The 13,357-nt window shown below is 37.8% G+C and carries 13 protein-coding genes; 3 read left to right on the top strand and 10 right to left on the bottom strand.

Annotated elements, in window-relative coordinates; genetic code table 11:
- Positions 1-407: 407 nt before the first annotated feature.
- The 10 genes from EK386_RS18500 to EK386_RS18545 form a co-directional block, all read right to left on the bottom strand.
- Entirely contained in the window at positions 408-725 is a 318-nt protein-coding gene (locus EK386_RS18500) for a Na-translocating system protein MpsC family protein (RefSeq protein ID WP_126660664.1), read from the bottom strand.
- A 328-nt stretch (positions 726-1,053) separates the two neighbouring features.
- A complete protein-coding gene (locus EK386_RS18505) occupies positions 1,054-2,367 on the bottom strand; it encodes a response regulator transcription factor (RefSeq protein WP_246027729.1) in 1,314 nt (437 codons plus the stop codon).
- Between the two features lie 40 nt (positions 2,368-2,407).
- Entirely contained in the window at positions 2,408-3,673 is a 1,266-nt protein-coding gene (locus tag EK386_RS18510) for a sensor histidine kinase (protein WP_158674471.1), read from the bottom strand.
- 97 nt (positions 3,674-3,770) lie between these two features.
- Positions 3,771-4,526: an SDR family NAD(P)-dependent oxidoreductase gene (locus EK386_RS18515; protein WP_126660667.1), complete on the bottom strand. Its 756-nt coding sequence runs from the start codon at positions 4,524-4,526 to the stop codon at positions 3,771-3,773.
- A 26-nt stretch (positions 4,527-4,552) separates the two neighbouring features.
- Entirely contained in the window at positions 4,553-5,293 is a 741-nt protein-coding gene (locus tag EK386_RS18520; RefSeq protein ID WP_126660668.1) for an SDR family NAD(P)-dependent oxidoreductase, read from the bottom strand.
- Positions 5,293-6,294, bottom strand: coding sequence for an ABC transporter permease (locus EK386_RS18525; protein WP_126660669.1), 1,002 nt, complete (start codon positions 6,292-6,294; stop codon positions 5,293-5,295). The genes EK386_RS18520 and EK386_RS18525 overlap by 1 nt, the downstream gene beginning before the upstream one ends.
- Positions 6,287-7,816, bottom strand: coding sequence for a sugar ABC transporter ATP-binding protein (locus EK386_RS18530; protein WP_126660670.1), 1,530 nt, complete (start codon positions 7,814-7,816; stop codon positions 6,287-6,289). Before EK386_RS18530 ends, EK386_RS18525 begins: the two co-directional genes overlap by 8 nt.
- Positions 7,817-7,832: 16 nt before the next feature.
- Positions 7,833-8,873, bottom strand: coding sequence for a sugar ABC transporter substrate-binding protein (locus tag EK386_RS18535; RefSeq protein WP_126660671.1), 1,041 nt, complete (start codon positions 8,871-8,873; stop codon positions 7,833-7,835).
- The gene (locus tag EK386_RS18540; RefSeq protein WP_126660672.1) at positions 8,870-9,739 is read right to left on the bottom strand and encodes a nitrilase-related carbon-nitrogen hydrolase; all 870 of its coding nucleotides are present in this window, start codon (positions 9,737-9,739) and stop codon (positions 8,870-8,872) included. The genes EK386_RS18535 and EK386_RS18540 overlap by 4 nt, the downstream gene beginning before the upstream one ends.
- Positions 9,740-9,755: 16 nt before the next feature.
- Positions 9,756-10,604 (bottom strand): polysaccharide deacetylase family protein, encoded by an 849-nt coding sequence (locus EK386_RS18545; RefSeq protein ID WP_126660673.1) that lies wholly within the window; start codon positions 10,602-10,604, stop codon positions 9,756-9,758.
- A gap of 459 nt (positions 10,605-11,063) precedes the next feature.
- Here EK386_RS18545 and eutS point away from each other — a divergent pair, with 459 nt between their 5' ends.
- From eutS to EK386_RS18560, 3 genes are read left to right on the top strand one after another with little or no spacing between them, the layout of a single operon-like run.
- Positions 11,064-11,405 (top strand): ethanolamine utilization microcompartment protein EutS, encoded by a 342-nt coding sequence (gene eutS / locus EK386_RS18550; RefSeq protein WP_126660695.1) that lies wholly within the window; start codon positions 11,064-11,066, stop codon positions 11,403-11,405.
- A gap of 10 nt (positions 11,406-11,415) precedes the next feature.
- Entirely contained in the window at positions 11,416-11,904 is a 489-nt protein-coding gene (locus EK386_RS18555; protein WP_126660674.1) for a EutP/PduV family microcompartment system protein, read from the top strand.
- 14 nt (positions 11,905-11,918) lie between these two features.
- Positions 11,919-13,346, top strand: a complete 1,428-nt coding sequence (locus EK386_RS18560; RefSeq protein WP_126660675.1) for an ethanolamine ammonia-lyase reactivating factor EutA — start codon at positions 11,919-11,921, stop codon at positions 13,344-13,346.
- The last annotated feature ends 11 nt before the right edge of the window (positions 13,347-13,357 follow it).

The following is a 13,357-nucleotide window of genomic DNA, read 5'->3' on the forward strand; positions in this document are numbered from 1 at the left end:
TTCAATCGTATGCTTACTTCGCCCCATAAAAAATACCCCCCAATAGATAAACAGATTTTGTTTTTTCATCTGTCTACCTATTGGGGAGCATATCATGCTTTGTCTCGGCGAAATGTATTATTTGTTAGATTCTAATGTGGCATTATTACGTTTTTTTACTTGATTAATAGATAGTCCCCTATTAAAAATCCCCCGAAGTGAAAATCCCTTGCAAACACTATAATTGATTTAACTATTTCTATAAACTATTTTTCTTTTGAAACAGTGATATATCAGTTATAGCACGCATCACTTCCATAACAAGAGGTTTACAAGATAGGGGGTTCCGAGATATGACTGGATAAAATAAAACGAGGACATGCTATACAAAAATCTCATAGCACCCCCTCGTTTCATACAAACTTTGACTAACATGCCGGAACCCTTCTTTGTGGTTTTTTAATGGTTTTTTCAAATATATAAACACTGCATGCGGCTTCTTGATCGATCGTGAAAGAATCATAACTATCAATGATTTTTAAACCTACAATTTCTTCAAGGCCCCGTTTTCTTTCGTCACTTACCATTGGATATTTTACTTTTTCCAACGTGCCTTTTAAAAATATAATTAACAGTTCCCCGCTAATTTCCACTTTCGTCTCTTCTGGATTTTTTCCCTGTGTATTTTTCATAAACTTATTGATGTACTGCATGATTTGAATATCAAGTGTGCTATGCTGGTTCATTCTAATTCTCCATTTCTATTATCAATATTTCTAAGTCTATACATCAATCCATTGTTATATCTGTTATAACAGCGATATCTGCTACAATATTGCCCTCAACTATAGACAATTCGAAACAAACGTGTTTATTCCTTTAAAAATCGTTCTACAAATACAGACAATCCGTGTCTAAAAATGGAGAAAAACAAAAAAAGAGCCATCCAGATTGGACAGCTCAACCAAACAAAACAATTTATTTTTACTAAGGGGATAGTGATAGACTTTCCAATTCTAGCAACTTTTATACATAAAAAAGGAGCACCATGAATCATTGACGCTCCAATCTATATTAAGGGGTATGCAAGTTACGAAATTTTAGCGGGGTGACACCGGTATATTTTTTGAACACTTTGGTGAAGTACTCATCGTTGTTATATCCTACCTCACGACTGACATCATTGATTTTGATTTTCGTATCCGCCAGCAATTGCTTGGCTTGATCAATTCGCAATTCATTTAAATAGACGGTAAAGTTTTTTTGTAGTGCTTTCTTGATGATAATACTGAGGTTCGCACTACTTTTATTGAAAATAGAAGATAAATAATTCAAGTCTAGCGCCGGATCTTTAAAATTCACATCAATAAATTGAATAACCTCTTTTGTAAATAAACTCTCAGAAGAAGAATCTTTTGTGAGATTTAAAATGAGTGGTTTTATATAGTTGGCGATGATGGTCTCGATATCTTCGTTAGTCAAATAATTTTGCGTAGAGAGGTTCGCAATTTTTTTCAACAAATCAAAATTACTCAAGTCTTTAAAATTACTCATATATTGGATTAAAAAGACAAGAATGATATCAGATTTTTGTTTTGTCGTCGTTGCCTGTTCCAATTTCTCAAGCAAGTCTTTCATTTCGTTTGGATTATTAAAGTTAATAAAGAAGTCATTAAATTGGTGAGAGAGCTCTTTTTGTTTCATATGAATGTCTTTTAGCAATAGTAAATCCTTCACATATTTTGATAAACGCTCAATTTCTTCCCCATGAAAGGAGAAGCAATACTTACACGTACAATTGACTTTGCTCATTGCATTGACGACGATAATTTCTTCATCAAATAAAGGGATGGTGTACGCAATTGCGTTAATCGGGACCCTCGACTCTTTATAAAAGGAGTGAAGGGACACATGAAAATACGCATATTCCAACTCTTTTACCTGTTGTGCTACGTCCTCATTTAACGGATTGTTGTTGATCATATTGATTAAGAAGCGTTTGTTTTTCTCATATAAATTACTCTGTTTATCATCAATATACGATAGTACGAGTTTTTTTAGTGACACGTAATCCACTGGTTTTAACAGATAATCTTCTACACCTAAATGGATGGCTGAGCGTAAATAATGATAGTCGTTATAACCAGAAAGAAAAATCGCTTTAAAGTCGTATTGTTCTTGCAATGAACGGACGGTTTCAATGCCATTGATGCCTGGAAGATTAATGTCGGATATGACGATATCAGGAACCAACTCGTCTGACGTACTCATCAATTCCTCTCCGTTCGAAAAAGAAAAAATATTCAATTGTTCTTTGAAGTTCTTTTTAAAATAAAATTCCAAACCATCCCGGATAAACGCCTCATCTTCTAATATAAATAGATTCATCAATCGTTTTTCACCCCTTTAAGCTTAAAGTATCGTTCCTTTAAAGCGGCAATACTACAGTACTAACAAGAATTCGATTTTCTCGCATCTTCAAATAGATACCATAATCGTCTCCATAATGTAGCTGAATTCGTTTGTTCACGTTATATAAACCGATACCAGATCCGTCTTCTCTTTCATGATTAATGGAATGATTCACTTTACTCAAATCAATCTCCATATCAATAGACTGGTTCGTGTAAATTTCAATAATTCGATGGGTGTCCCATGCATGAATATCGATATTGATTTCAAAATGGTCTCGGATTGATTGATGTTTGAAAATATTTTCAACAATCGGCTGCAACGTAAATTTCAGCATTTCCGTCTCGACCAAATCGTCGTCCTGGATATGGACATGATACTCAATACTCGGAAATCGGATTTTCATAATTTTGATGTATTCCGAAATAATATAAAGTTCTTTATTCACTGTAGTAATAGGGTTTCGATCTTCGGTATTATAGCGAAATAAATTCGCTAAACCTCTACTTAGCTTTGATATATCTTCTATATCATTCATCATCGCAAGTTGGTTAATATTTTCAAGCGTGTTATATAAAAAATGTGGGTTGATTTGATTTTGTAAATTTTCTAACTTGGATTTGTAAAACGCTTTCGTTTGTTCATTTTCTCTTTCTACTAAATAATTAATCGTTTCATAGATTTCATTTTCGATTTTATACAATTCATCATAAAATTTTGTGTTTGACTGAATTTCAGATTGTGGCAATATATTTTGACTTCGGTAATTTTTGACGATATCCGTTAAGGTATATAAGGTTGAACTGATTTTATTCGAATAAATATAAATAATAACAAGTAACAAAACAATGGATAATGCGATGACCATCAGCATGTTTTGAGAGTTTTGTTTAATGTCGTCAAAGGCATTTTTCGTTGGCTCGATGATGATGTAATACTTCTTCGTTTCTTTGTCATACGAATACATCAGCACCCGATCCACCTTAAGGTACTCAATTTTATACGCTTTGTATGCGGACTCATCTAACGCGCGAAAATACTTTGGTTTTGTGACAATGTGATTGTTATTCGTAAACAAAACATGTTGTTTGCTTTCATCTAAAACAATAATGTCTGCATAACCATTTAAACTAGAGATTAGTAACTCATGAAAAACCACTTTATTTACACTTTCGTTCGATAAACTGGAGTAAAGGTAGTCGGTTTTCTTTAATGTTTCTAATTTACTTTTAATATAGATTTCTTCTTGTTGATTTTCGGTTTGAACAATATAACCGTACATTAAAATAATATACGGGATGATAAAGACGCAGGTGGCAAGGATCATATATTTATATTTAATTGGTAAATAATAAATAGTCCCACCACCTTGTATTCTTTTATGACTCTTCTTCCCAAATTGATTGACCAGCTGCTACACCACCATCGATGACTAGTTCACTTCCTGTAATATAGGAAGCTTTGTCGCTACTTAAGTAGTAGACCAATTCCGCAATTTCTTCTGTATTTCCCAGGCGTTTTAACGGCACAAATTTTGCTTGATCAATGGGCTCTTTATTCGATACTTTTGCCGCATATTCGATCATTTGCGTGTGAATGTATCCCGGATGAATGGAGTTGACGCGCACATACGGGGCGTATTCCATCGCGGCGTTTTTTGTTAGCGTCCGGACTGCCCCTTTTGTTGCGCCATAGATCCCCAACCCTTTTGCGCCAAATAAAGCCGCATTAGAGGAAGCATTAATAATGGACCCACCTTGTTGTTGATAGAGGATTGGGGCGATGTATTTTAGACCGAAAAAGCACCCTTTTACATTAATATCAAACATCTGATTGTATTCTTGTTCGGTTGTCTCTTCTAAGCTATTCATAATGAAGATTCCGGCGTTGTTAAATAACGCTTTAATATGATAATTTTTTTCTATTATATAGTTTTTTAAATTTTCCCACATTCCTTCTTTGGTAACGTCTAATTCAAAGAACATGACCTTTTCTCCAAATTCCACTTCCAATTGCCTACCTTGTTCGACATTTATATCGCAACCGATAATGGTATATCCTTCGCTATGAAACTTTTTTACTGTCGCTTTTCCAATTCCTGTCGCTGCACCTGTGATAATAATGCATTCTTGCATAAAATCTCTCCTTCAGATGTCATTTTTTATTTTGCGATCCAACCACCATCGATCACCAGTTCACTACCAGTAACGAATTTCGCCTCATCACTTGCTAAATAAAGCACGCCATACGCGACATCTTCTGGCTTTCCCAATGCCGGTAGTGGAGTAATTTCCTTCATCCATACCGACTTTTCTTCGTCTTCAAATAAGTCTCGTGTCATTTCTGTCTCGATCATGCCTGGATGAACAGAGTTAACGCGAATGCCGTATTCTGCTAAGTCGAGCGCAGAGGCTTTTGTTAAACTACGAATCGCTCCTTTTGATGCATGATAGGAGGCATACCCTTTTTCCCCGATAATGCCATATACCGAAGAAATGTTCACAATGCTTCCAGACTGTTGTTGCATCATAACTTTCGAACATTTATGAACCCCTAGGAATGTTCCTGTTGAGTTAATATCCATAACGAGGTTCCAACCTTCTAATGTTTCGTCTTGTACGGAAGCACGTGATGGAACACCGGCATTGTTTACGAGAATATCAATCCGACCAAATTGTTCCATTGTCTTGTTAATTACTGCATCCCAGTCTGCTTCTTTGGAAATATCATGATGAAGAATCAGGACGTTTTCGTTATATTGATTTTCTAATGCTTTTAAGTTGTCAAGGTTAATGTCTGTTGCGACAACCTTGGCCCCTTCATTCAAAAATAACGTTGCTTCTGCTAATCCTTGACCATTGCCTGCACCGGTAATCACGGCTACTTTGTCTTGTAATCTCATTAGGATCCTCCTTTATTTTGAAGATAATTTCTACCGTAAAAGTCGATCATTACCGCAATGATGATGATGGACCCTTTAAAAATTTGTTGCCAATAACTGCTGATGGAAAGACTATCTAGTACATTGGAAATCATAATTAAAATACTGCCACCGATAAACGTTCGCCAAATCGCACCTTGACCACCTGATAACGATGTCCCACCAATTACGACTGCTGCAATGACATCAAGCGTGATCGAAGCACCAATATTGGCTTGCCCTTGTGCTAAACGAGAAGATAAGATAATCCCACTGATCGAGGCACATAAACCGGAAATCATGTACGTACTTAAAATTAATTTATTCGTTTTTAACCCTGCCAGATGGCTTGCTTCTTTGTTTCCACCCACGGCATAAAGGGATTTCCCATACAATGTGTAAGCTAATGAAATCCCCAATATTATGAATATTCCGAACATAATAATGACAGAGACAGGAATTGCACCGATATAATGCGATCCAAAAAATTTATAATCCGGATTTTTCACGAAAAATGGTTGGGCATTGGAATACACTAAAGCAAATCCCGTAAAGACCGAACCTGTTCCTAATGTCGCAACAAACGGTGGAACCTTTAATGTTGTTACAAGCACCCCATTAATTAAACCGGAAACTAAGCCAACACATAATCCGACTAACACGGCTACTAAGATGGAGGACGTATCGACTAAACTCGCTGCGACTACGGCTGTTGCGGCATAAATCCCCCCCACCGACATATCGAGTCCACCTGTAATCATGACATAGGTCATTCCCGCAGCCATGATCCCGATAATGGCAAGCTGGCTTAACATGTTGAAAATATTTGTTGGGTTTAAAAAGCCTGTGTATAAAAAGGACGATACGACGATTAGCGTAAGAAACGCAACCACTACCCCATATTTTAACGATAACGTTTTAAAGTTGATTTGTTTCAGTGGGGATAATTTAACGGACTCTTGTTGTAGTAAATTATTATCCATGTACTTCACTCCTTTCTAAAAATGAAGATTCAATAATTTTATTCACGGAAATATTGTCTCCTTCTAACTCATTGACAATTTCTCCTTGGGATACAACGAGTACCCGATTACTAACCGCAACCACTTCTTCTAGTTCAGAGGAAATGACAATAATACTCACACCCGTTAAGGCTAATTCCTTTAATTTTCTTAACACTTCCAATTTCACACCTAAGTCAATGCCTCTTGTCGGCTCATCTACAATTAAGATTTTCGGATTGACACTCGTCACTTTGGAAAGGAGTACTTTTTGTTGATTTCCACCTGACAGATTTTTCACTCGTGATTCGATCGGTCTTGTCAGTTTATAATCTTGCATATACTCTCTTGCTAACTGTTTCGATTTTTTTTTCGAGAAGAACGTCGCTTTCCCCGTTCTTGGCAAATCAATGATGTTCACATTTTCATGGACTTCGAAATCTAAATGGAGCCCGATTTTCTTTCGATCTTCTGGAGCTAACACAATGCCTCGTTGAATGGCTTCTCTTGGTGATTTTGGTATATTAATTTCTTGATTTTCGAGTATCATTCTCCCTTGTACTTTGGCGCCAAGTCCATATAATGTGCTTGCGATGGCCGTTCTTCCCGATCCAACTAGGCCACCTAATCCTAAGATTTCGCCTTTTTTAATATGAAAGGAAATGTTTTTCAGAAAGTCAAAACTACTTAGATTTTCAACGGTAAATAACACTTCATCGAACGGTTGTTGGTTCGGATATTCGGAATCGAGCAGCTTTTTAAAATCGCTATCGACTTCTTCCCCAAGCATACTGTGAACGATTTTTTCCTTCGTCCATCCATCAATCGTCGTATGTTCAATGACATTCCCACTGTTTAAAATCGTGAACGAATCACAAATATGCATAATTTCATTGAGATGATGACTCACATAAATAATAGTAATGCCTCGTTCTTTTAACCCTAACAACGTTTCTAATAGTGCATCACGTTCAGACTGGGCCAAGGAAGACGTTGGTTCATCTAAAATTAAAATTTTCGAGTTTAAGTTTAAGCATCGCATAATTTCGAGCGTTTGTTGTTCGGCGATGGATAAACTGCTCGCTAATGTATTCGGTGAAATTGTCGTATTTAACATGTCAGCGAGTTCTTTAAAACGTTGCACGCGTTGCTTTTTGTTCACAAACAGCTTCGAATCCTTTTTATAGCCTAGAAATACATTATCTAACGCTGTCATTTCTGGTATGATCGTTAACTCTTGAAAAATGGTTGCGATCCCGATTTCCCTAGACTTATGAGGGTCTCCATAATGGAGCTCCTCATTGTCTACGAAAATTTGTCCTTCTGTTGGCGTAATTCGACCAGAAAGCATTCCGATGAGCGTTGATTTCCCAGAACCGTTTTGTCCAATAAACGCATGACAATCGCCTTGGGGAATAGAGATGTTAATGTTTTGGTTTGCGTAAAAATCCCCAAATTTCTTTGACAAGTTTTGAATGAGGATAAAGTTTGAATCTCTACTCATAAAATCCCCCCTCACATTAATATTCAGGTAATCCTTTTGCTTCAAAGTCTCCGATATTGTCTTTGTTCACATAAGGTGTCCCTGGAAGAATGTCTTCTGTTGTTAAATCGTAGAAAGTTGGTACGTCTTTTCCTTCAAAGTGTAATTTAATTGCTTCCATTCCACGTTGAACTTCTTCTTTTGGTAACATAATCACCGTTTGCTCGATATCACCATTTTTGATCGCATTAAATGACCACTCATCGCCACCAAAGTCGTAAATTTTGATTTCGCCTTTTTTACCAGCTGCATTTACCGCTTCTACTACACCGTTTGTCATACCCGAGTAGTTCGAGAAAATCACTTTTAAATCTGGATTTGCTTGGATTGCGTTTTGTGCTACTTGGAATGCTTGGTTGGCTGTGTAGTCTGTTGAAAATGGGCCAACAATTTCCCATTTGTCATCTGGTGCAATGATTTTTTCCATTCCTTTAATGTTATTTAAGTATGGTGTACCTGTTGATGGACCACCGATCACCGCAATTTTTCCGCCATCTGGATTGTTTTCCACGATGTTTTTATAAATGTCTTCATAAATGTTGACACCTTGTCCACCAACGAACGTTAATGTGCCTTCTGCTGCTGCATCAATCGCGCCACATAGTTCAATATTGATGGCTGATACCGCAATGCCCTTTGGAAGCACTTGGCTTTGGACAATATCACATAGTTGATTTCCATCTACAGCTTCAATTAAGAATGCATCGTATTTATCTTGTGCTACCGCATTTTGCACTTGGTTTAATTGTGTTAATGGATCAAATCCACCGTCGTACACATCTACCTTCCAGCCATAATCAGCCGCTACTTTTTCTACTTCTTGAATCCCTGTTTGTAAATAGTTGTTACTTGCACCTGCAGAGAAGTAGGCAACTGCGATATCGTTTTTATCGCCACTTGCTGCTTCTTTGCTGTCACCTTCTGCTGGTGCGGATGTATTGACTGTCTCCCCCGTATTGCTACAAGCAGCCAGTACGAGTAGGACCATTGTTAATAAAAATAGTAAGTGTTTTCTCATTTCATCACCTCTTCATATTTTTGGTATAACGCTTTTCTTCGGAATCGGTCATTATACGTCGTCGCGACACCGTTTGCTCGTCGATCGTAAAGGGTATCGATGTTTAACGTGGCTACGAGTACATCATCTGTATCAACTTGACTTTCAATGACAATCCCATCAGCTACCCAAGGCGGCTCACATGGTGTGATGATTGAACATTTCCCAAACCCTGGCTCTACAGACCCTTCGATATTTCCGATAATCGGGGAATGCACGACGTAAACTTGATTTTCGATTGCTCTGGATTCGGCACAATGACGCACTCGCCAGAATCCATGCTCCGTAAACGTATAAGACGGACAAAAAATAATTTCAGTACCTTTTCGACTATAAATCGTCGGAATCTCTGGAATTTCAATTTCGTAACAGGTTGCGACGGCAATTTTTGCTGGTCCGATCTCAAACACATCTAACACGTCGCCTTCTTGTGTTTTCCATGCTGCTTCTGCAGGGAAAATATGCGTTTTTCGATGTTTGGCATAACTACCTTTCCCATCAAAAATATAGGCAGTGTTATAGTACTGTTCGCCTTCTTTTTCAATCGTTGTTCCTGCAATAATGGCTTGTTTTCTTTCCGTTGCAATCGAGTTAAACAAGTTAATGTACTCTTCTAGATAGACATGCAACTTATCGTTATCGGCACTTGTAAAGTTTTCATACCCTTCAAATGTCGTTAATAAGCCGATTGTCATCAGTTCTGGAAACAACACATAATCGCAATCTTTTGGTACGTTTTCAAAGATTCCTAGAATTTGCTTTTCAAAATCACTGAAACTTTCATATTTTTTAAACTGAAACTGTACATTTGCAATTTTTACATCCATTGAGTTCACCTCCGATTTATTTTTCGTAATATGATTTGCTGATATTTTCTAACGTCGTAAAATAAGCGCCATTTTCTTTCATATAAATAATTAAGTTTTCAAGCATCTGAATGTTGTGTGCTCGTCCAATCGTTTGTGGATGCACCGTTAGCGCGTAGCAAGCACCGTCTAAATTGTTAACAGCGTAATCAAAAATGGATTTCCAACGCTCATAAACTTCTGTGTTGGAGCGCATTCCTTCACCGCCACCAATTACATATTCTTGTGTTGGGAAATCGTCTAAGTACCAAGATACCGGAATTTCGATTACATCACTTGGCTCTTTAAATGTATTGCCATTATCAAAATCAACTACTACCTCACGTGGACGATATGGATGTAGATCATTCCCCATTAAGCTACTATCATATTTAAAGTTGTGTTTTTCTAATAGTTTTAATGTATTCGGGCTATAATCCCAAGCCGGTGAGCGATATCCGACTGGCGTTACCCCTACTCGCTTTAACGCTTCTAATCCTTTTAATAGAATCGCTTCTTCTTCTTCAAAAGACATATCAGTTGGATTTTCGTGCGCATAGCCATGATGACAAATTTCATGACCATCGCCAATGATGCGTTTCACGACATCTGTGTGTGTATCCACTGTGTGACCTGGAATACAGAAAGTTGTTTGAATCTCATACTTTTTAAATAAGTCTAATAATCTTGGTACTCCAACTTCTGCTCCAAATTCGCCCCTTGCTAGGTATGCCGGTGAGATTTTATTGAATGTTCCATACCATACTGATGCGGCATCAAAATCGACGCCAATATTAACTGCTACTTTTTTCCCTTCTGGTAATTTCACTTTTCCACTTGTTTGCATGTGTGTGACCCCCTTGGCTTTTTTAAAAATATACAATATTCAGTCTTTTACAAAAATTGAACATTTTTAAAAAAAAGATGTTTTTCAAAAGCAGATTTGTGCAATTTCACTACAAAATACGAGAAAAACCGCAAAACATCTGTGAGGAAAATTATTATTTTAATAAAGTTAAAAAACCTATAAAACATCCTTAATTAGCTTTATTTCGCACCTTTTATCTATTTTACTATAACTTAATTACTGGTCTATCAATACTATTCCCACGTCTCTTTTCTATGAAAATCTGAAAATTTTAGTAATTCATTGCTTTTTTATTTTTTACGTATTAATTTAGTATTTATCAGTTAATTGAAATTTCATAACTTACTGACATTCGCGTAAGGAACTGGGCATTCGCCTCCTCACACTATCATAAGATAAGGGAAGAATGAATGACCGTAAGAAAAGAAGGTGATGACAATCGCGGAAGAAAAAAGAAGGTTCATACAAGAGTTTGTACCAGGGAAGCAACTAACGCTTAGTCACGTCATTGCGAATCCAGACCGTGATTTACTAGAGAAACTCGGCATTCAAGAGTCCGGTGCATTAGGCATTATGACGTTAACACCTAGTGAAACCGTGATTATTGCGGGGGATCTTGCAACGAAAGCGGCGAATGTTCGGATTGGATTTTTAGATCGCTTTACAGGGAGCTTCGTCATCGTTGGGAGTGTGTCAGAAGTTGAAATGGCGCTCATCGAAATTAACCGTTTTTTAGAAGAAAACTTAGGGTACACCGGTTCAAAAATAACAAAATCCTAGAGGGACACGAATGAATAAATTAATGATTATCGGTGCGGTAAGCTCTGGAAAATCTACGTTAACGAAGGCGCTCTTAAAGAAATCACTCGATGCAGTGAAAACACAGGCGCTCAATTATGAAGACTGGATTATTGACACACCTGGTGAATATTTGGAAAATCCATTATTCTACAAAAACATTATCGCCACGTCTTTTGAGGCAACACACATTATTTATTTACAAGATGCAACGCGCACATTGTCGAATTTCCCACCCTTTTTCGCAACAGGAATTTCAAAATTACCGATTGGTGTCATTACCAAATGTGACGCTGATATAGCGGATATAACACGCGCAACAACCCTTTTACAAGAAGCCATTGGACAGGCACCAATTGTAGTGACCTCTGCCATCGAAAACATCGGAGTAGAGCATATTCGGCGCCTTGTACAATGTCAAACAATTAATGAAATGAAAGCATATGTGGAACAAGCGAAGGATCCGCATCTTTTCTTTTAAAGGAGGGGTAAAGGATGGCTCAACAAACGGACACGATTTTAAGTGCGGGGATCGATATCGGCACAAGTACAACGAAAATTATCATCAGTCAACTTGTGTTGCAAAACACAGCGGGCCGAACCCATGTCCCACGAGTGGAAATTATCGATAAAACCGTCCTTTATAAAAGTCCGATTTTTAGAACGCCTTTACTCGATGACACTACGATTGATGCGAAACAAATTGAGCAAATTGTTTTTTCACAATATCAATTAGCGAATGTCAACCCAAGCGATATTCAAGCTGGTGCGATTTTAATTACCGGTGAAACCGCCACAAAACAAAATGCTAGCGAACTGATCCATTACTTATCTGATGCGGCAGGTGAATTTTTAGTGGCAACAGCCGGGCCAGATTTAGAAAGCGTGTTAGCGGCAAAAGGATCTGGCGCCGTAACTTACTCGAAACAAACATCCAAAGTCATCGCAAATATTGATATTGGTGGTGGGACAACCAATATTGCGGTTTTAAAGCATGGAGAGGTTATCGGTACTGTCACACTCCATTTAGGAGGCAGGTTGATGGAATATGCGCAAGGTCGGCTCATTAGTGTCGCACCCGCCATTCAACGCTTATTCGCAAACCATCAACGAACGATACGGTTAAATTCACCACAAAATCCCGCCACCGAGCAATGGGTCATCGAAAACATGCTAGTCAGTTTAAAAGCCGTGTTACGTGGCGAACAAGATACGGACAAGATCCCTCTCCTTCTCGGACACGTACCGAATTGGTCAGAACACATTGACTGCCTTATGTTTTCAGGAGGTGTCGCGCGCTTTTTGTATCCGGAATTGAAGGAAGTTGAAACATCCAATGCATTTGACGATATTGGCGAAAAAATTGCACACGCCCTTTTGCAAGATTCGTCATTACAAGCGTTTCAATGGCTAAAGCCACTTGAAACTGTCCGAGCGACCGTAACAGGCGCAGGTGTACAATCAACGGAAGTAAGTGGCTCCACCATCGAAGTAAACGAACACTTGTTGCCATTAAAAAATATCCCGGTATACACATGCGATTTCCAACACACACACGCAAATATAGAAGAAAAAATTCGAGAGGCCATTTCAACAGCCCAACAACTTTATCAGATCGACGGCGAAGAAACCCATTACGCCCTCTATTTAAAAAACATTCCGTATCTACAGTTTCATGATATTGGGCAAATGGCTGAGTGCATCTTACAACATTGGTCTAGCAGTAACACGATTATAGTGATTTTAGAATCCGATTACGCGAAGGTTCTTGGCCAAACATTAAAACGAAAAACAAGCACGAAAAACATCATTTGTATTGATCAAATTTATGTCAACACCAGTGATTATATTGATATTGGGAAGCCCGTCCATTCAGGGGTCGTTCCCGTCGTTGTTAAAACACTCGCATTTCATAAAGCATAAAGGAGGGATTC

This window comes from Lysinibacillus antri, assembly GCF_003977595.1.
GTDB lineage: Bacteria > Bacillota > Bacilli > Bacillales_A > Planococcaceae > Ureibacillus > Ureibacillus antri.

Coding starts and splice junctions, on each gene's coding strand:
- EK386_RS18535 (WP_126660671.1), bottom strand. CDS start 8,873: ATGAGAAAACACTTACTATTTTTATTAACAATGGTCCTACTCGTACTG.
- EK386_RS18525 (WP_126660669.1), bottom strand. CDS start 6,294: ATGGATAATAATTTACTACAACAAGAGTCCGTTAAATTATCCCCACTG.
- EK386_RS18500 (WP_126660664.1), bottom strand. CDS start 725: ATGAACCAGCATAGCACACTTGATATTCAAATCATGCAGTACATCAAT.
- EK386_RS18530 (WP_126660670.1), bottom strand. CDS start 7,816: ATGAGTAGAGATTCAAACTTTATCCTCATTCAAAACTTGTCAAAGAAA.
- EK386_RS18505 (WP_246027729.1), bottom strand. CDS start 2,367: ATGAATCTATTTATATTAGAAGATGAGGCGTTTATCCGGGATGGTTTG.
- EK386_RS18545 (WP_126660673.1), bottom strand. CDS start 10,604: ATGCAAACAAGTGGAAAAGTGAAATTACCAGAAGGGAAAAAAGTAGCA.
- EK386_RS18510 (WP_158674471.1), bottom strand. CDS start 3,673: ATGTACGGTTATATTGTTCAAACCGAAAATCAACAAGAAGAAATCTAT.
- EK386_RS18540 (WP_126660672.1), bottom strand. CDS start 9,739: ATGGATGTAAAAATTGCAAATGTACAGTTTCAGTTTAAAAAATATGAA.
- EK386_RS18560 (WP_126660675.1), top strand. CDS start 11,919: ATGGCTCAACAAACGGACACGATTTTAAGTGCGGGGATCGATATCGGC.
- EK386_RS18555 (WP_126660674.1), top strand. CDS start 11,416: ATGAATAAATTAATGATTATCGGTGCGGTAAGCTCTGGAAAATCTACG.
- EK386_RS18515 (WP_126660667.1), bottom strand. CDS start 4,526: ATGCAAGAATGCATTATTATCACAGGTGCAGCGACAGGAATTGGAAAA.
- EK386_RS18520 (WP_126660668.1), bottom strand. CDS start 5,293: ATGAGATTACAAGACAAAGTAGCCGTGATTACCGGTGCAGGCAATGGT.